16 protein-coding genes are annotated in these 17,119 nt (G+C 30.3%); 3 read left to right on the top strand and 13 right to left on the bottom strand.

Translation table 11 applies throughout. The annotated features are described in order from the left end of the window. Nucleotide 1 precedes the first annotated feature (1 nt). The 3 genes from DNJ73_RS09825 to DNJ73_RS05120 all read right to left on the bottom strand — a co-directional run bounded on the left by DNJ73_RS09825 (nucleotide 2) and on the right by DNJ73_RS05120 (nucleotide 4,522). Nucleotides 2-169: a hypothetical protein gene (locus DNJ73_RS09825; RefSeq protein ID WP_187152563.1), complete on the bottom strand. Its 168-nt coding sequence runs from the start codon at nucleotides 167-169 to the stop codon at nucleotides 2-4. 109 nt (nucleotides 170-278) lie between these two features. Continuing rightward, the gene (mfd, locus tag DNJ73_RS05125; RefSeq protein ID WP_158466618.1) at nucleotides 279-3,785 is read right to left on the bottom strand and encodes a transcription-repair coupling factor; all 3,507 of its coding nucleotides are present in this window, start codon (nucleotides 3,783-3,785) and stop codon (nucleotides 279-281) included. 68 nt (nucleotides 3,786-3,853) lie between these two features. Next, complete coding sequence (locus DNJ73_RS05120) at nucleotides 3,854-4,522, bottom strand: hypothetical protein (protein WP_158466617.1); 669 nt, start codon at nucleotides 4,520-4,522, stop codon at nucleotides 3,854-3,856. 84 nt (nucleotides 4,523-4,606) lie between these two features. Between DNJ73_RS05120 and DNJ73_RS05115 the strand changes: the two genes are divergently transcribed. Beyond that, nucleotides 4,607-5,329: a TerC family protein gene (locus tag DNJ73_RS05115; protein ID WP_158466616.1), complete on the top strand. Its 723-nt coding sequence runs from the start codon at nucleotides 4,607-4,609 to the stop codon at nucleotides 5,327-5,329. Here the strand turns inward: DNJ73_RS05115 and fmt are convergent. From fmt to DNJ73_RS05070, 9 genes are all read right to left on the bottom strand, one after another. Next, the gene (gene fmt, locus DNJ73_RS05110; RefSeq protein WP_158466615.1) at nucleotides 5,326-6,336 is read right to left on the bottom strand and encodes a methionyl-tRNA formyltransferase; all 1,011 of its coding nucleotides are present in this window, start codon (nucleotides 6,334-6,336) and stop codon (nucleotides 5,326-5,328) included. The genes DNJ73_RS05115 and fmt overlap by 4 nt on opposite strands. Beyond that, nucleotides 6,333-7,721 (bottom strand): TldD/PmbA family protein, encoded by a 1,389-nt coding sequence (locus tag DNJ73_RS05105; protein WP_158466614.1) that lies wholly within the window; start codon nucleotides 7,719-7,721, stop codon nucleotides 6,333-6,335. Before DNJ73_RS05105 ends, fmt begins: the two co-directional genes overlap by 4 nt. 2 nt (nucleotides 7,722-7,723) lie before the next feature. Further along, nucleotides 7,724-9,169 (bottom strand): TldD/PmbA family protein, encoded by a 1,446-nt coding sequence (locus DNJ73_RS05100; protein ID WP_261792587.1) that lies wholly within the window; start codon nucleotides 9,167-9,169, stop codon nucleotides 7,724-7,726. Nucleotides 9,170-9,303: 134 nt separating this feature from the next. Further along, nucleotides 9,304-9,759 carry a DUF2996 domain-containing protein gene (locus DNJ73_RS05095; protein WP_158466612.1) on the bottom strand — a complete coding sequence of 152 codons (456 nt, stop codon included), beginning with the start codon at nucleotides 9,757-9,759 and terminating at the stop codon, nucleotides 9,304-9,306. A 67-nt stretch (nucleotides 9,760-9,826) separates the two neighbouring features. Beyond that, nucleotides 9,827-10,381, bottom strand: a complete 555-nt coding sequence (locus DNJ73_RS05090; RefSeq protein WP_158466611.1) for a hypothetical protein — start codon at nucleotides 10,379-10,381, stop codon at nucleotides 9,827-9,829. Next, a complete protein-coding gene (locus tag DNJ73_RS05085; RefSeq protein ID WP_158466610.1) occupies nucleotides 10,378-10,986 on the bottom strand; it encodes a flavin prenyltransferase UbiX in 609 nt (202 codons plus the stop codon). Before DNJ73_RS05085 ends, DNJ73_RS05090 begins: the two co-directional genes overlap by 4 nt. Beyond that, on the bottom strand, nucleotides 10,987-13,296 hold the full coding sequence (locus tag DNJ73_RS05080; protein WP_158466609.1) for an RNB domain-containing ribonuclease: 2,310 nt from the start codon (nucleotides 13,294-13,296) through the stop codon (nucleotides 10,987-10,989). Nucleotides 13,297-13,377: 81 nt separating this feature from the next. Next, nucleotides 13,378-13,671, bottom strand: a complete 294-nt coding sequence (locus DNJ73_RS05075) for a TMEM165/GDT1 family protein (RefSeq protein ID WP_158466608.1) — start codon at nucleotides 13,669-13,671, stop codon at nucleotides 13,378-13,380. Between the two features lie 8 nt (nucleotides 13,672-13,679). Further along, nucleotides 13,680-14,033, bottom strand: coding sequence for a TMEM165/GDT1 family protein (locus DNJ73_RS05070; RefSeq protein WP_158466773.1), 354 nt, complete (start codon nucleotides 14,031-14,033; stop codon nucleotides 13,680-13,682). Nucleotides 14,034-14,345: 312 nt separating this feature from the next. On the opposite strand from DNJ73_RS05070, the gene psb30 reads away from it, so the two are divergent. Continuing rightward, nucleotides 14,346-14,429 carry a photosystem II reaction center protein Ycf12/Psb30 gene (gene psb30, locus DNJ73_RS10275; protein ID WP_158466772.1) on the top strand — a complete coding sequence of 28 codons (84 nt, stop codon included), beginning with the start codon at nucleotides 14,346-14,348 and terminating at the stop codon, nucleotides 14,427-14,429. A 3-nt stretch (nucleotides 14,430-14,432) separates the two neighbouring features. On the opposite strand, the gene recJ is transcribed toward psb30, so the two are convergent. Then, nucleotides 14,433-16,322: a single-stranded-DNA-specific exonuclease RecJ gene (gene recJ / locus DNJ73_RS05060; RefSeq protein WP_257473329.1), complete on the bottom strand. Its 1,890-nt coding sequence runs from the start codon at nucleotides 16,320-16,322 to the stop codon at nucleotides 14,433-14,435. Between the two features lie 47 nt (nucleotides 16,323-16,369). Between recJ and DNJ73_RS05055 the strand changes: the two genes are divergently transcribed. Next, nucleotides 16,370-17,116: an HAD-IA family hydrolase gene (locus DNJ73_RS05055; RefSeq protein ID WP_158466607.1), complete on the top strand. Its 747-nt coding sequence runs from the start codon at nucleotides 16,370-16,372 to the stop codon at nucleotides 17,114-17,116. Nucleotides 17,117-17,119: the final 3 nt, after the last annotated feature.

Here is a 17,119-nt window from a genome sequence, read left to right as displayed (position 1 = left end):
ATTAATTTACAGGTTGCATTAAACCTCCACTTCCTGAATCTGAGTCATCATCATCATTCCCTGTATCTACGGTTAATAGAGTATATACACCTAGAGCTAACAGACTTACAAATCCGCTAAATAAACTTAGGCCATATTGGTTTGTGCTGATTTCTATTACTTCTCCCAATTGAAAAAATCCAAATTTTGGAGACTATAGCAAGTATTTATTTTTGAGGTTTACCAAGCAACCAATTGATAAATTGCCATGTGTTCTTATTCTTCATTTGTAATTTCGTTTATTGATTATTTATTTCAGAATTCATTGTCGATAACCATTCTATTAATTGATCTAGAAGTTTATCGCTATCCAAAATACCAAGACCTCTAATAATTACCGTTGAATACATATCACCTTTCTTATATATAAACCTGCCATGAAGATGGCTCGGTAAACCTTTTCGTAATAACTTAAAAGCTGGCTCATCCATTATCGTTTCAAGCTCTATATTCGGTTTGCTCAACTTAATTCTTGAAAAACCACATTTTTTAGCGATTATTTTTAACTTCATTACTTCAATTAATGACTCAACCGCCTTAGGTAATGTTCCATATCTATCGACTAAGTTGCTAGCAAATTGAACTAAAGCATCATTACTTTCACATTGTGTGGCAAGTCTATAAGCATTTATTTTTTCATCTGGATCCGTAATCCAATCACCAGGTATAAAGGCTGTAACTGGTAAATCAATTTGAGTGTCTTCCACAGATGGTATGTCTTGTCCTTGAATCTCAGCAATAGTTTCTTGCAATAGTTCCATATATAAATCAAATCCTATTGTTTCCATTTGTCCGCTTTGTTCAATTCCTAAAATATTTCCTACTCCTCGGATTTCCATATCCCGCATTGCTAATTGATAACCACTACCTAAGTCGGTGAATTCTTGAATAGCCTTTAATCTTTGCCTAGAGGCATCATTTAATTTTTCGTTGTTTGGATAAAAAAGCCATGCGTGAGCTTGGACCCCACTTCTACCGACTCTTCCTCTTAATTGATAAAGTTGAGATAAACCAAACTTGTGAGAATCTTCAATTAAGATAGTATTTACTCTAGGTATATCTAATCCACTTTCAACAATAGTTGTGCAGAGTAAAATGTCTGCCTCTCCAGCATTAAAAGCTAACATTGCATTCTCTAGAACACCCTCCTCCATTTGACCATGAGCAATAAGTAATTTCACATTTGGAATCATCATGTTTAATTTTTCTGCTACATCTTCTATACCTTTTATGCGAGGAACAATATAAAAAATCTGTCCACCTCTATCTATTTCTTGAGAAATTGCACTTCTTATAATTTCATTATCGAGTGGAGCTAAATGTGTTTTAATCGGTCTTCTTAATGGCGGTGGTGTAGTTATTAAACTCATTTCGCGAACACCAGAAAGACTCATATACAAAGTTCGTGGTATTGGTGTAGCTGATAGTGTTAATACATCAACACTTTTTTTTAATTCCTTGATTTTTTCTTTCTGATTAACACCAAAACGTTGTTCTTCGTCTATTACTAAAAGCCCTAAATCCTTATAAGATAAATTTTTATTTAAAAGTTGATGGGTACCAATAACTGCATCAATTATTCCTTCTTTAAGTCCACTTAATATATCTTTTCTTTCGCTATTTGTTTTAAATCTATTAAGTAGTGAAACCTTAATTGGATATGGTGCAAATCTATCAGAGATAGTTCTCCAATGTTGTTGGGATAATACTGTGGTTGGAGCTAAAAAAGCTATTTGTTTGCCTGAAGTAATAGCTTTAAATATTGCTCTTATTGCAACTTCAGTTTTACCAAAGCCAACATCTCCACATACTAATCTATCCATTGGTTTATCACTTTCCATATCTGATTTAACCTGTTTAGTTGCTTTAGCTTGATCTGGGGTTAAATCGTAAGGAAAAGAATTTTCTAATTCTATTTGCCAGGGGCCATCATGTGGAAATTTGTATCCTTTCTCTTTAGATCTCTGTGCATATAACTTAATTAAATCTATAGCTACTTTCTTAACAGATTTTTTGGCTTTATCCTTAATTCTATTCCAGTTTTTACCTCCTAATTTGTTTATTATGGGTATCTTTGAATTTGAGTTTCTATATCTGCCTAAACTACCTAATTGATCTGCTGCAACACTTAATTTTCCATCACTATATTTTATTACTAGATAATCACGAGATTCACCATTAATATTTAATTTTTCTATTTTTTGAAATAATCCTATTCCATGATTTCTATGAACAACATAATCACCAGGTTTCATTTTATTTGGGTCGATCTTTTTACTAATGGCTTGCTTTCTTCTTCTTACATAACCTGTTGTTGTAATATTGATTTGACCAAAAAATTCTTTATCGGTAATCAACGCTATTTTCCATGGTTGTAAAAGAAACCCTTCTATTTCACCATCATTCTTGTTTTTAATAGCTACTGGCAGATTGTCATCTATAATGCTTTTTATACCATTTAAATCATCACTATCAGGGATAAATTTTGCAATACAATCATGCTCATCTAATAGTGACTTGGCTCGTGTAGGTTGTGCCGAGATAATCCATACTGAATATTTTTGATTAATATATTCCCTTACATTTGAACTGATTTTACCGTATTGATTAGGAAGCCAATTATGAGTTTTACTTGAAAGATTAAATATATTATTTTGCGAACTATAGTTTTCAAAATCAGAAGTATCTAAACCTTTATATAGATTTAGTTTATCAAAAAGAGTTTTCGTATCTTTATGAAGATTTGGTTCATATCTGATATTTTTAAATTCTTTGGTTTTATGTAATTTAAGTGATTCTTCAAAACTTTCACTAACAATTTTATTCCAAGCATTACTGTGAGAAATAGATTGATTTCTTTCTTCTACTACAATAAAGGTATTAGTATCTAAATAATTTAATAAGGAAGACGGATTTTCAAATGCTAATCCTAGATATTTCTTTGCCGAAGACAATGTTTTTGAATTAGTTATTTCATCATATTCTTGCTCAGAGAATATATTATTTATATCTTTATTTTTAATTGATAAAAGCCTGTCAAGAATAATAGGATCAAATCCAGTTGGAGTAATACATACATTATCAATTTTGTCTAAAGATCTTTGAGAAAGTGGATCAAATTCTTTGATTTTCTCTAATTGGTCACCAAATAATTCTAATCTAATTGGAAGTTCACTACTTACTGGATAAATATCAAGAATATCTCCACGTCGGGTCCAAGTACCTTCTTGATCTATGTTATTTGTTTTTTGATAACCACATTCACTTAATTTTAACGATAGAGATTCTAAATTAATTTCATCTCCTACTTTTAATTTAATACATTTAGACTTTAGATATTCGATTGGTGGTAAATGAGGTTGTAGTGATCTCTCAGTGGCAATTATAGCTATATCATCATCATCATTTAACTCTAATATATCGCTAAGAACTTGTAATTGACCCCATATTATTTCTGATGTTATCTTAACAGAGTCATATGGAGATACCTCACTAGTTGGATATAAACATGTTTTAGACCATCCACAATCTTTAATTAATGGAAACCACCTTGTTGCTTCTTCTAAAGTTGGAACAATTATTAGAAGTTTATTACTAACTTTCTTGGCTAATGATGTAGTAATTAATGCCTTAGCTGTACGCGATGCACCAGTTAATATTAATCTTTCACTTCTATTTGACCTGTCTAATAATTCATTCGTTAAAGGATGTTTTTCAATTTTTTTTGCAATTGACTCAAGTGACACTATTTGTTTATATATTTTAATTATTTATAAGTTTAACATTGATAATGTCTTCTGGTGAAGTATTGTTTTCAAATAAGTTTATTTTTAATTGATTTCAGCTTAGAAACAAATGATATTAATTGTTGTTCATTCAGTTCTTTCCTTGTCGACACATTAAATTCTCTTTGTAAGAATTCTCTTCCTTTTTTGTGATCCCATGATAATTGCTTAAGTATAATTTCAGATTCATCAATTAGATTATCTGAGCTTATTATTTTTGATGTAGATGAATTATTATTCTTAATTATTTTTAATTTAGATAAATAATTTTGTAGCTCATCATATTTAGTAATTTTATTTCTATTATTATATCCCAGTTCGTTTTGTAGATATTTTATTTCATCTTCTCGAGACCACCTTAATCTTTTTATTTCTTGATCTATTGCAGCCAAGTCGGTGCTCCAATCTTTTGGTTCTTGGTTTTGATTCTGATTAATAGTTATTTGATTATTAGATAATTCGCTATTATTTGTATTTGAAATATTTCTATCCTTACTTTTATTTATATTAGTAATATCTTTATTTTTAGTACTAAGGCTAACCCTATCTTTTAATCTTGATATTGCTTTATCTTCTGCCAGTTCTACAGTTGAGCCTTCTCCCAGTGCACTTCCTATATTTTTTTCATTCTCCCATCCACTTACCTTAACGATGGCCTTGTCTTCCGATAAATGGCATAGTTCAGATTCAATTCTCATAACTTTTTTAAGTGACCCTAATTATAATTATTAGAGTTAACATATATCAGTCACTTCAAAACATAGCACTTTTTTTTAAATTTAATGGATTCAGCATCTCTTAGATCCTTAACTCCGTTACTTGATGGAATTGACAGGTGGGTCGAGCTAGCTCCTCTTTTACCTGTGATTGTTTCACTTGAGCTTGTTTTGTCTGCTGATAATGCAGTAGCACTTGCATCCATTACAAAAAATCTAAATAATCTTGATCAACAAAAAAAAGCTTTAAATATTGGAATATTAATTGCTTTACTACTTAGAATTGTTGTAATTCTTACAGCACAATTCTTTTTAAATTTTTGGCCATTCAAGCTCGCTGGTGGACTTTATTTGATCTCACTTTCTATTTCTAAATTTATTAATATCAATAAAGAAACTCACTCTGAAAATAAAGATAAGAGTGATTTGAAAAAGAATTTTTCATTATTTAATGTTATTTTACTATTATCTTTAACAGATTTAGCATTTTCAATTGATAGCATTACTGCTGCAGTTGCAATAAGCGATCAATTTCTTTTAGTAATTACTGGAGCAATTATCGGTGTAATTGCCCTAAGATTTACATCCGGATTATTCATTAAATGGCTTGAAATATATATAAATTTAGAGAAAGCTGGATATATAGCTGTTGCACTAATTGGTATAAAATTAATTTTACAATTAATTTTATATAATATTTTTATTCCAGAGTATCTATTCTTTTTAATTATGCTTTGCGTTTTTCTTTGGGGTTTTTCAAGTAAAGTGAATGATTTTGGGGAAGTTTAAATTCCAAAGCAATTTTTTATTTTTAAATTACATTGAATTGATAAGGTATAAGAATCAGTTTTATTTTTACCCTCTAATTGTCCTTCTTTTATTATTAGAGGATAATCATTAGACATTATAAAGATTCCACTTTCTTTTTTTATCATTATTATCTCACCTGTTTTATATTTCTTTTTTGATATTTTTTCAATTAATTCACTATCCATATAATCTTCATAATTAATTATTATACAGGCTTTAAAAATCTTAATTCTTTTACCGTTAAATATAGTATATGCGTTTGGAAATAGTCCTTGAATCTTTTTAAAAATTTTTCTTGATGTATGATTCCAATCAATTAAGTAATCCTCTTTTACGATTTGCCTTGCATAACTTGGAATACCTGTAAGTTTTGATTGTTCAATTGCATTTAATTTTTTTAATCTATCAATTTCATTTAATCCAGTGGTAAGCTTAATCTTACTTAGAGATTTAATTATCAACTCTGAAGACATTTTAGATAATCTATTTGTAAGTATCTCGAGATTATCTTTATCATCAATTTCTGTTGATTCTTTTGCAATAACCGGACCTGTATCTAGTCCTGATTCCATAGCCATAATGCAAACTCCAGTCTTTGAGTCATCATTAATTATGCTCCACTGGATCGGAGCAGCTCCTCTCCATTCTGGTAGTAAGGATGCGTGACTATTCCAGCAGCCAAGTTTGGGCCTTTTTAATATCTCTATTGGAAGAATTTGACCAAAGGCCACAACTACATAAACATCTGCATTCAAATTAATGATTTTATCTTTTGTGATTTGATCATTTCTGATTGATTTAGTTGTAAATACAGGAATGTCATATTCTTCTGCCACTTTTTTCACTGGTGATGGAGACATATTTTTTCCTCTTCCTCGTTTTCTATCAGGTTGAGTTACTACAGCAGTTACTTCGTGACCAGAACTAATTAAAGTTAATAAATTATCCGCTGCATATTTTGGTGTTCCCCAAAAAATTATTTTCACGCTTCTCCAGTAATAGATATGTTATCAACCCAGATATGTGGGCTTATCCCTTGATGAGTAACAATCTGTTCATTCTCAATTTTAATTATATTTTTAAGTACTTTTAATATATCTCCAGCAACTGTTGCAGCTTCTATGGATGTCTTCTTGCCATCTTTAACAATCCATCCATCGAATGGCAAGGAAAATGAGCCTTGGCTTGCTTTTACTCCGGAGTGAAGTGCAGATAATTCATCTATTAAAATATATTCTTTTAATGTTGTTTTTACACTTAAAGTTTCATCTTTATCAATTTCATTATCAGACTTGCTAACAACTAGCCAATCTGGAGAAACAGAGACTTTGGCTCCAAGTCCTGCATGGCCGGTAGGATTAACTCCAAACTTTCTAGCTGTTGCTTCAGAATGAATCAAATTAAGCAAAACACCTGATTTTATCAAATTAATATTTTGTGTAGGAGTACCTTCTCCATCAAAACTGAATGCCCCAACATTCTCTGGATGTAATCCTTCGTCGCTTATGTTCAGATTCTTTACTGCTACTAGTGTACCTAAGGATTCTTCGTTCATTAAGCTTAATCCATCTATAATTGAACGAGCATTAAACATTGAACTAAATGCATTTATCAATTGAAGAAATGCATCAGGTGTAAAACAAATCAAATATTTTTTAGTTTCAATAGGTTGATAATTAAGATGACTAATTAACTTATTTGATGTTTCATCGATACATGCCTCGATATCCAGTTCCTCTAAGTTTGAATTTATTCTTATGCCACCAGCACTTCTTGGTTTTTTATTTTTTTCTTGCGCCTTAGCATATAAGTATATTGATGATTGAGATAATTTCATATATCTATTTGCTCCATCACTATTTATATATAACCTCTCTATATAATTCTCACTTAACCCATTATAAGGAACCGAATCTATAGATTTGTGTGTTTCTATTAGCTTTTTTTCTGCTTGTTTTAAAATACTTAATAATTCATCTATTCTATGATTATTCTTAACAGTTGATTTAATATTTTTTAATGGTGATTTTGCTAAACTAGAAAATTCAGGAGTCTCTTTATAATTACCAAATCTGCTAGCTTCAATTGCACCTTTCATGGCTTTTTTAATACCTTCACTTGTTAAATCAGATGTACTCGTTATTCCAACTTTATTATTAGTATTCCATACTCTTAATGTCAATGAATTACGTTGAGAACCCTTAAGCTGTTTAGCATTTCCATCTTGGACTTGAACTGATATATCTTTACTTGATGATGCTCCAAGATCCCATTTTGAGATTTTAGACTCTTTACTATACTTTTCTAAAAGATTATTTAGTAAAGCTGGATTTAATTCTCCGATAGTTGTTTTATTTTCTGAAGTCATCATCTTTATCTACCTCCTACTGTGATTGAATCTACTTTTATATGTGGTTGACCAACGGTTACGTTAACACTGCCACTTACCGAGCCGCAAAAACCAGCAGCTAGATCTAAATCATTTGCACACATAGATATTCTTGGGAGTATTTCTTTTGCTTCTCCTATTAAGGTCGCACCCTTTACGGGTTTATCAAGTTTGCCTTTTTTAATTAAATAACCTTCTTCTACTGAGAAGTTAAATTGGCCTGTGGGCCCTACACTTCCTCCTCCCATTGATTTGCAGTAAAGTCCATTTTCAATACTTTCTATTAATTTTTCTGGCGAATAATTTCCTTTTTTAATATATGTATTTCTCATACGACTTGCAGCGGCAAAAGAAAAATTTTGTCTTCTTCCACTTCCAGTTCTTGGATGACCAGTTCTCAATGAACCTGCTCTATCTGAAAGGAATTTTTTTAAAATTCCATTTTCAATTAAAAGAGTATTTTGAGGTTCCATACCCTCATCATCCATAGATATTGATCCAAAAGCATAATTTGAAAGTCCTTCATCCACAGCACTAACTGCTTTATGGGCGATTTGCTTATTAACCTTGTCGTGAAATGGAGAAGTCCCTCTTTCTAATTGAGTAGTTTCTAATAGATGACCACAAGCTTCGTGAAAAATAACTCCTCCAAATTTGTTTGCGAGTACTACAGGCATTTGACCTGCCTCAACATATTCAGCATGAAGCATTTTTTGTGCACTTTCATTTAAATCACAAGAACTTTTATCAATGTCCCAGTTTCTTAAATCGTTTGGGTTTCCAGAACTTCCATATCTTCTGGCAGAGGTTGATCTGTGTTTGTCTTTGATAGCTATTACGTTAATTCCAACTGTTTGATGGAGACGAATATCTCTAGCAAAAACTCCATCAGTAGCTGCAACAATTACTTCTTGCCAATTTCTAGAATAACTAGCTCTTCGAACCTGGAGATTTTTGTTTTTGCTAGCAAGTAATTTCGTAGATTCCAGTAACTTAATTGTTGATTCGTTTAGATCCGGTGAATCATTTAGCCAAGTATTTTTATCTATTCCAAAATCTTTTAAGTTCTTTAAGCCTTCAAAATTATTTTTGTTTTGGGATCCAATTTCGAGCCCTAACATCCCCAACGCCTGAGTAAGAGCAAACAACAGCCCAGCTTTTGATAAATCGTTTGTACTTACAAAGCCGTCTTTCTTTCCAAGAAACACTCTAATACCAGCTCCTATTCCAAAGGATGGACTGACACTTGAAATGGCATCTTGTTCTGCTAAAAGTGAAATATTGTCTGATTTTTCAAGAAAAATTTCAACAATGTCAGCACCAGCAGATTTACCTAGGGATAACAAATCTTCAATTTGAGGTTTTAATGTTTCATCAAAAGTATGAAATAATAGATTTTCACTCTGTTTAGTCAATAATGAATTAGTCAATTTTTTTTTTTTATTATTATGGCATTTAACAGGCATAAGTGCGTATTACTAAATTAATATTATATTTAATTGTAATTAAATCATTTAATAGAATATTAATTCAAGCATTTTTAATGTAATAAATTAATCTAGTTTTAATTTGCACCAATCCATTTCTGTCCATTTAATCTCTGAAGAACTCGGGAAATCAGTAGGGGTAAAGTAGTCTTTTTTTCGTCAATTAAGAATGATTCTACTATACTTGGAGCAGAATTTGATTCAGCTAATAATATAGTCTTATCTGAAGTGATTAGTTTTTTGTTAAAGCAAAGCCAGAACTTTCTATCGTCTGCTAGTTCACAAAATACCATCCAGCATTTACCTCCTACAACTGGTCTATCTCCTGCAATTAAATCAATATTTCTGACGATAGATCCTTTATCTTGGATTGATTTTTTCAATCCAGGAATTAAGTGATCTGATACAAATTCCTCAAAAGGTTTATCTTCTAATTTGGGAGGTTTGACAGGTTTTTTGGGAATGTCTGTTTTGTCTACATTAGAATTTTCATTTTTTGTTGTTATGTTGTTGGCAGCTGAAGTGTTTTCCATATAGTTACTTTAGCAAAACGACTCAAATATGATAATTAAAATTAAATTAAAACATTTTATTTTAATTTTACCATTTTGAATATGTATCATCATCCCAATCATTTAAAGCTGGTTCATTTAGGTATTCAAAATCATTGTTTGTTTCTTTTTTAAAATACATATCATCAGAATCATCTATGAATCCAGATGTATCAAATTCTTGTTCTCGTATATTGTAGGATGAATCATCCATTTTATTGTTTCTACTTATTACTCTAAAGTTTGCATTAATAGTAGGTGAGGGGTCTCTTATATCTCTTTCTATCAAAGTATTATCATATGTAAATGTATTATCTATTTCTTTTTTGACAGCTGTTTTTTTATTTGAAAAATCGGGTTTATATTTAATTTCTCTATTCAATTTGTATTGATTACTTCTTATGAATTTTGTGGTTACTAAATAAGAAAGGAGAAATCCAGTTCCTGTAGAGAATGCAAGGTACTTTCCTAAAGATAGTGATGGTGTATTCCAAATAAGTATTTTTAATTTAGTGTTTTCTCTATTGCTATTAATATTTAGATAAAATAATGCGAGAAAAGTTAGTAAAAAAGGTATGATTTTTAATAGATTAATAATTTTCATTTATTTGGACCTACCCATCTTTTTATATTATCTAAATCTTCACCTAAAGAATCAAAAAGTCTTACAACTATAAAATCAATTATATCTTCAATGGATTTTGGGTTGGTATACCAAGCTGGTATTGGTGGGACAATGATAGCTCCAGCAGTTGCCACTCGCTTAATATTTTCTATATGAATTAAATTAAAAGGAGATTCTCTTGGAGAAATAATTAATGGTCTATTTTCCTTAAGATGGACATCGGCACATCTCTCTATTAAATCTAATGAAAAACCTGATGCTATACGTCCCAACGTTCCCATTGAACAAGGAACAATTACCATACCCTTTGTTTTATGACTTCCACTAGCAATAGAAGCTGAATGATCATTCCATCTATAACAATTCAAATCACCTGATTCAACACGAAGTTTATTTCTCCAGAATTCAGATTGAGCCTTTGGTTCCACAGGGATATTGATATTACGCTCACTTTTTGCAACTTCGTATGCACCTTTACTTAATATTAAATCTACAGATTTATCATTTTCTAATAATAATTGTATAGATCTTTCTCCTAATTGCATAGCAGAGGCACCTGTAATAGCAATAACTATTCTCTTCATTTATTCTTTATCATCAGATCTATTTTCACTAGTCATTTTCTTATTATTAATTAAATCACTATCTTCATTTTTGATCAATTCTAAATCAATTTGATTTTTTAAGATGTCAACTTTTAAAACTCTAACATTTATTTTTTGTGCAAGTTGATAAGTCTTTTTATTTTTACGTCCAATTAAAAGGTTTTGTCGTGACCTGTATTCGTACCAATCATCACCAAGAGTGCTTACATGAACTAACCCTTCTGAAGTTAACTCGTTTATTTCTGCAAAAAAACCATAGCTTTGGACGCCAGTAATAATAGCTGGTACTTCTTTACCAATAATTTTTTGAGCTTCTCTTCCTTGTGCTATTGAAATAATATTGTTCCTAAAAGATTTTGATTGTTTCCTTCTATCATTTAAATGTTGTATTAATTTTAAATTTGCTTGCTTCTCAATAATTTCATTGATTTTAGAACTAAAAATTTTCCATGAGACATCTTTCCAACTATCTTTCTGACCTAAATTTACGGAATCTTTACTTCTACTAGAATTTTTACTTTTACCATCATTTAATAGCAAACTGATAATAAATTGATTAAATATATTCCAATAATTTAATGATGGACAGCACCACGGAGATTCAACATTACTAATGAATGACTTTTTATTTAATTCATCATAATTAATACTATCAGCGTGATTAAAAAGTTTTAAATGAATACCAGGTATAATATGTTTTACTAATTTATGAAGGATTTTCTTTTCAGAGCTAGAGTCGAATGATTTTATTAAATCGTTTGCAGATTGTGATCCGTCTAATTTCACTGTTATGTCACTATCAAGTACTAAGGCTGATTTGGTTAGCTCGTTTATAGATGATTGTTCAATTCCTTCATGTTCTTTAAATATAAAAGGTAGCTTATATTCATATAAATGTTTAGCAAGAATATTATTTGATAATCTGATATATATATCTAATATTGATTGCGGATCACAGCTGTCATATGATTTTGTCCATCCATGAAAGTCTCTGCTTGGAAAAGCTTTTTGTAATTCACTTAGCCTTTCTAAATTGGGAATATGCTGATCTAATTTAATAGAACTATTATTTATCTGATTAATTAGTTTTGATGAATGAATAATAGTGTAAATAACTTCTAGATTTTCTTTTAATGATTTAAGTGCAATTGGTATAGATTTGGATGTTGCTTTTCTATTATTAATAGTTTGTAAATGCTTATCTGTCACTTCTTTTACAGGTTTAATGATGCTTAGTGAAAACTTCCAATCAATTACTATACCTTTGCTATCTATATCAATCATTAAAGAAATAGCTTCACGTTCTTCATTAAGTTTGAAGGCAGATGCTGAAACTAATGTTTCATTTAAGAACTCAAGCCAATTATTTCCTAAACATATTGCTTCACCTTTATCCATGAGATATTTGTCCAATTTACCTCCAATATTTAACCTTTCTGATACGCTAGGAGAATGAATCCATATTCTATTTCCACCTTCATAAGGTTGAGCAAATAATGCGGGTAAAGATGGAGAATTTTTGCATTCCCAACTGCTAAATAACAAGGAGGGTTGGCATGTCAAGTCCTCTCTGCCTTTTAATTGAATTTTTTTAGGAGATACTTTTGGAGGATCAATATTTCTAGAAATATTATTTTTCGAAAGTAATATATCAACATCACCTTCGACTCCTGCATTTAATGGAAATTCTCTAATAATTTTTCCTATTGCTTTAAATTGAGCGATTGGATATTTACTTATTTCTATTTCATAAATAAAATCTTTATTCGATAAATTAGTAATAATTTCTTCACCATCTTCAACATCAATAATTGCAGGTATCCTGTCATCCAATGGATAAGCTTTTAAATTTCCATTAGCATTATCCTTTTCAATCTTTGCCAACAAGGTCTCATTATATCTTTGTAAAACACATTGTATTGAACCTTCAGGGGCTCTTCTCTTAAGAGCCTCTTTTGTAATTAATACAATAACAGAATCTCCATGCCAGGCATTATTTAAATTTGTTTCTCTAATATAAATGTCTTCACCCTCATCTTCTCTAACAACAAAACAATAGCCTTTACTACTGCAACGAACTCTACCTCGAACAAAATCAATTTCTTTATTGATAACTAACTTCTCATTTTCAATGCTTTTAACTATTCCAAGTTTTGTTAGAGCTTTGATTGCTATCTCTAAATTATCTCTATCAATTTTTCTTGAAAGTTTCAAAGACTTTTCTAGTCTAGGTACTTCTAATCCATCTTCTTTTTCAAGATTTTCTAGTATCTTTGAAACTGTAGTCATAATCTCGAATGCTAATTAATGTAAATTCATAGGATCTAATTCTTTAATAATAATAGTTCATTTAGAATAATTAATTTAATACTAGCTTTCACTAGTAGTTTCTTTACTGCTTTGTGCAAGAAGTTTAATCCCTAGAATTAAGAATACTATCCCAGAAAGCAGTTTTAACAAGAAAGCAGGTATTAAGCTAGCTATTGAGCCGCCAGCCAATGCTCCTAAAAGGGTAGCCAAAATAAGAGCAATTGACGATCCAATAAATACCGCTATTGGTTTATTGGTTGTACTACTTAAAGTTATTGTTGTTAACTGAGTTTTGTCTCCCATCTCAGCCAGAAAAACTGTGAAAAAAGTTGTAAAAAGGAGCGTGAGTAGCATAAATTAATTCAATTTCTAACTTTTAGAAATTCTATAAAACCTTGTGATACTAGGTATAATCCTAAACTTAACATAATTATCCCTGATACAACTGTAAATCGTTGTCTTGGAAAATTATTTGCTATCCATTGTCCAAGTAGTACACCAATCAGACTAGTTGAGATAAGGGCAAGACCAGCACCTATAAAAATAATTATTGGTCTTCCCGACTGAGCTGAAAGCATTAGAGTCGCTAGCTGTGTCTTATCTCCTAACTCTGCAAGAAAAATTGTACTAAATGAAGTAATTAATATACTGATAAAAGTTGATGAATCCTTTTGGTCACTAATCTTATTATTAGAATTTGAATTAGGTTGACCCATTACTTCCGAAGGACTGATGTTATCTTTACAGTTATGTTTGAACAATATATATCTTATATAAAAAACATCTAAATAATCAAGTTGTGAATTTATCCAGCATACCCTAAAATTCATTTATAGAGGTCTGAAGAATATACTTGACGAAAATCAAAAGATCATTCCATCAGCGTAGTTTTCTTCTTGTTGCCTATTCATAATAATTTGATCTAATCGATTAAAGCTGAGGTTTAATCGAGAGAAGATCAAATTTCTTTAAATATTGTGAACCAATGTCTGTTTGTTTAGTACTATATTAAAAGTTTTTAAATTGACATGGGAAACCTTTTGCCTCTAGTAGCCGTCTTTCTTGCTGGACCAGCCATTGTTGCTTTGATCTACTATAGAAGAGGTGTGTAAAAGTCACGCAGCTGTACCTAGTGCAATCTCGGCAAAGCTAAGTATCTTTTGAACATAAATATTTTGAGCTTTTTTATTTTTCTTAATGCTTCCTGATAAATCTGAGGTTATAGAATCTCCATTTGTATTTGTTATTATTATTTTTTTGTTTTTTGTTAATTCACATTTGTAGATTCTATTATGTAATTGTAATTCAATTATCTTAGAATATTTTCTTATATCTAATATATTTAATTGTAGCTTTTCTAGTCTTTTCCAATTGTTCATTTCAATGTAAAAAGCAATATCTATTAAATCATTCTTCCTTAATTTAGTTGATGAATTCCAATGTATTGCTTCAATTAAGGCTGAACCATCATCCAATGTGATTTTTAAATGGTTTCCTTTTATTAAGTATAGGTCTATAACTCTACATTTTCTAGTCCAAAATATTGGAGCAGGATTTTTAACCCCAAATGGTCCTAAATACATCAATTGCCTAAAAAAATCATAATTAATATCTTTAAAACAGACGTAAGCATCTGGCTTGATTGATTTACATATATCACAATTTTTCATTTCTCTTTTTGCAATATTATTTAGCCTTTCATTTAGCTCAGGTATATTTTCTTCTTTTATTGAAAAACCTGCTGCTGCTGAATGACCACCATGAGAAATTAGAATCTCTTTGCATTCATCTAAAGCCAAATTTACCTTTAATAAGTTGTTGGATCTTATAGATCCCGTAAATATGTTTTTTTTTGCTTCAGATAATATTGCGGTTGGTAAGTTAAATTTTTCAAGTATTCTTGCGGCTACGATTCCTATTATTCCAGGATGCCAGTCACGTTTTGTTATGACAAGAAACTTTTTATTATTATTATATTCTTTTTGTGCGATTTCAATTGCTTCCACCTCAATATTTGCTGTCAACTTTTTTCTTTCGGCATGAATGGCAAAACATTCTTTCATGAGTTTTTTTACAGAACTCTCAGAGGAATTAGTTAAAAGATCAATTATTAATTTAGTATCACCTATCCTTCCAACAGCATTAATTAATGGTGCTATTTTGTAGCCTATATCATCAGAAGTAATTTCAATACCATTTATTCCCAATCTACTGATAATTGCCTTAATGCCATTATTATTTGTAGACGAAATTCTAGGTAAGTACTCTTTTAGCCATTTTCTATTGGCTCCAACTAGTGGAGCCATATCAGCTACTGTTCCTATACAAAATAATACCTTTGCTGTTGTTTGATCTATATTATAATTTAACTTATCACATATATATTTAGCTAGCATATAAGCAATTCCAACTCCAGCTAAATATTTATAAGGAGAATTATTAGGGGTAAGTTCTGGATGAATTAATGCAAAAATATCAATGTCATTTTTCGGTATTTTATGATGATCTGTGATTATTAAATCAATATCAAGTTCATTTGATCTTTCTATTGCGTCAAGGGCTGAAATACCATTATCAACAGTGATAATAAGCTTTATTTGTTTATTATATATTTCATTTATTATTTTTTTATTTAGACCGTAACCATCGTTTTGTCTTGAAGGAATAAATGCTATAGCATTTGCACCTAAATTGGTAAATAACTCAACTAAAAGTACTGTGCTCGTTATGCCATCAGCGTCATAATCCCCACAAATAGCTATCGTTTCATTCTTTTGACAAGCTTCAATTATCCTTTTAGTCGCTTTGTCCAATTCAATGAAATGATCATTTGGATTTGGAAGTTGAGATGGTGTAATAAATTCTTTCAATTCTTCTTCTACATCTATTCCCCTCCTAGTTAAGATTTTCTGTAATGTATAATTTATTTCGCAATTAATAATCTCATCTTTATCTATAGGTTTAGGTAATATCCATTTCTTGATTTGATTGTATTCATTTCTCAAAGCTTAATCCCTTGATTCTATTGTCATCATAATTATAATAGGAAAATATGAATAAATTATCCGCTGTTTTCTGGGATGTTGATGGAACATTAGCTGACACAGAGCTTTGTGGGCATAGAGTTGCATTTAATTTAGCTTTTAAAGATTTTGATTTAAATTGGTATTGGGATAAGTCTAAATATTTAGATCTTTTGAGAATATCAGGCGGCTTAAATAGAATAATCAACTATCGGAATGAAATATATAGTGACATCACAGATGATCTCTGTGTAAAAATTCAATCAAGAAAGGCTTTTCATTATAAAGAATTAATAGATGCGGGAGAGATCAAAGTTAGGGAGGGAGTTTACCGTCTTATACATGAACTTGCAGTATTTAATGTCGAGCAATTTATTGTTACTACTAGTGGGAGAAATTCATTGGAACCCTTTTTGCATAAAGCATTAAATTCTTATTTAAATTATTTTTCTAAAATAATTACTTATGAGGATGTAATTAACCATAAGCCCTTTCCTGATGCCTATAACTTGGCAGTAAAATTAAGTCAAAATTCTAATTTAAATTGTATTGCCATTGAGGATTCCAATGTTGGTGTTGAGGCCGCTAAAGCCGCAAATATAAATTGCCTTATGACTTTGCCACCATGGTCAAATAATTTTCAAAACATAACAGATAAAGCTACTGCATGTGTTGATGGTCTTGGTAATGATAATAATTGTACAAAATTGTTTTATGGCAAACCACTTATTAGTAATTATGTTGATTTTGCGTATCTAAACAAACTTAATAATTGATTT

The organism is Prochlorococcus marinus XMU1408, from assembly GCF_003208055.1.
In the GTDB taxonomy this organism is placed as follows: Bacteria; Cyanobacteriota; Cyanobacteriia; order PCC-6307; family Cyanobiaceae; genus Prochlorococcus_B; species Prochlorococcus_B marinus_A.
Note: the sequence above shows the minus strand (reverse complement) of the source record. Positions and strands in the feature narration are given on the sequence as shown.

Excerpts from the sequence above, each read along its gene's own strand:
- DNJ73_RS05120 (WP_158466617.1), bottom strand. The coding sequence starts at position 4,522 with ATGAGAATTGAATCTGAACTATGCCATTTATCGGAAGACAAGGCCATC.
- DNJ73_RS05115 (WP_158466616.1), top strand. The coding sequence starts at position 4,607 with ATGGATTCAGCATCTCTTAGATCCTTAACTCCGTTACTTGATGGAATT.
- DNJ73_RS05105 (WP_158466614.1), bottom strand. The coding sequence starts at position 7,721 with ATGATGACTTCAGAAAATAAAACAACTATCGGAGAATTAAATCCAGCT.
- DNJ73_RS05095 (WP_158466612.1), bottom strand. The coding sequence starts at position 9,759 with ATGGAAAACACTTCAGCTGCCAACAACATAACAACAAAAAATGAAAAT.
- DNJ73_RS05090 (WP_158466611.1), bottom strand. The coding sequence starts at position 10,381 with ATGAAAATTATTAATCTATTAAAAATCATACCTTTTTTACTAACTTTT.
- DNJ73_RS05085 (WP_158466610.1), bottom strand. The coding sequence starts at position 10,986 with ATGAAGAGAATAGTTATTGCTATTACAGGTGCCTCTGCTATGCAATTA.
- DNJ73_RS05080 (WP_158466609.1), bottom strand. The coding sequence starts at position 13,296 with ATGACTACAGTTTCAAAGATACTAGAAAATCTTGAAAAAGAAGATGGA.
- DNJ73_RS05075 (WP_158466608.1), bottom strand. The coding sequence starts at position 13,671 with ATGCTACTCACGCTCCTTTTTACAACTTTTTTCACAGTTTTTCTGGCT.
- DNJ73_RS05070 (WP_158466773.1), bottom strand. The coding sequence starts at position 14,033 with ATGGGTCAACCTAATTCAAATTCTAATAATAAGATTAGTGACCAAAAG.
- psb30 (WP_158466772.1), top strand. The coding sequence starts at position 14,346 with ATGGGAAACCTTTTGCCTCTAGTAGCCGTCTTTCTTGCTGGACCAGCC.
- DNJ73_RS05055 (WP_158466607.1), top strand. The coding sequence starts at position 16,370 with ATGAATAAATTATCCGCTGTTTTCTGGGATGTTGATGGAACATTAGCT.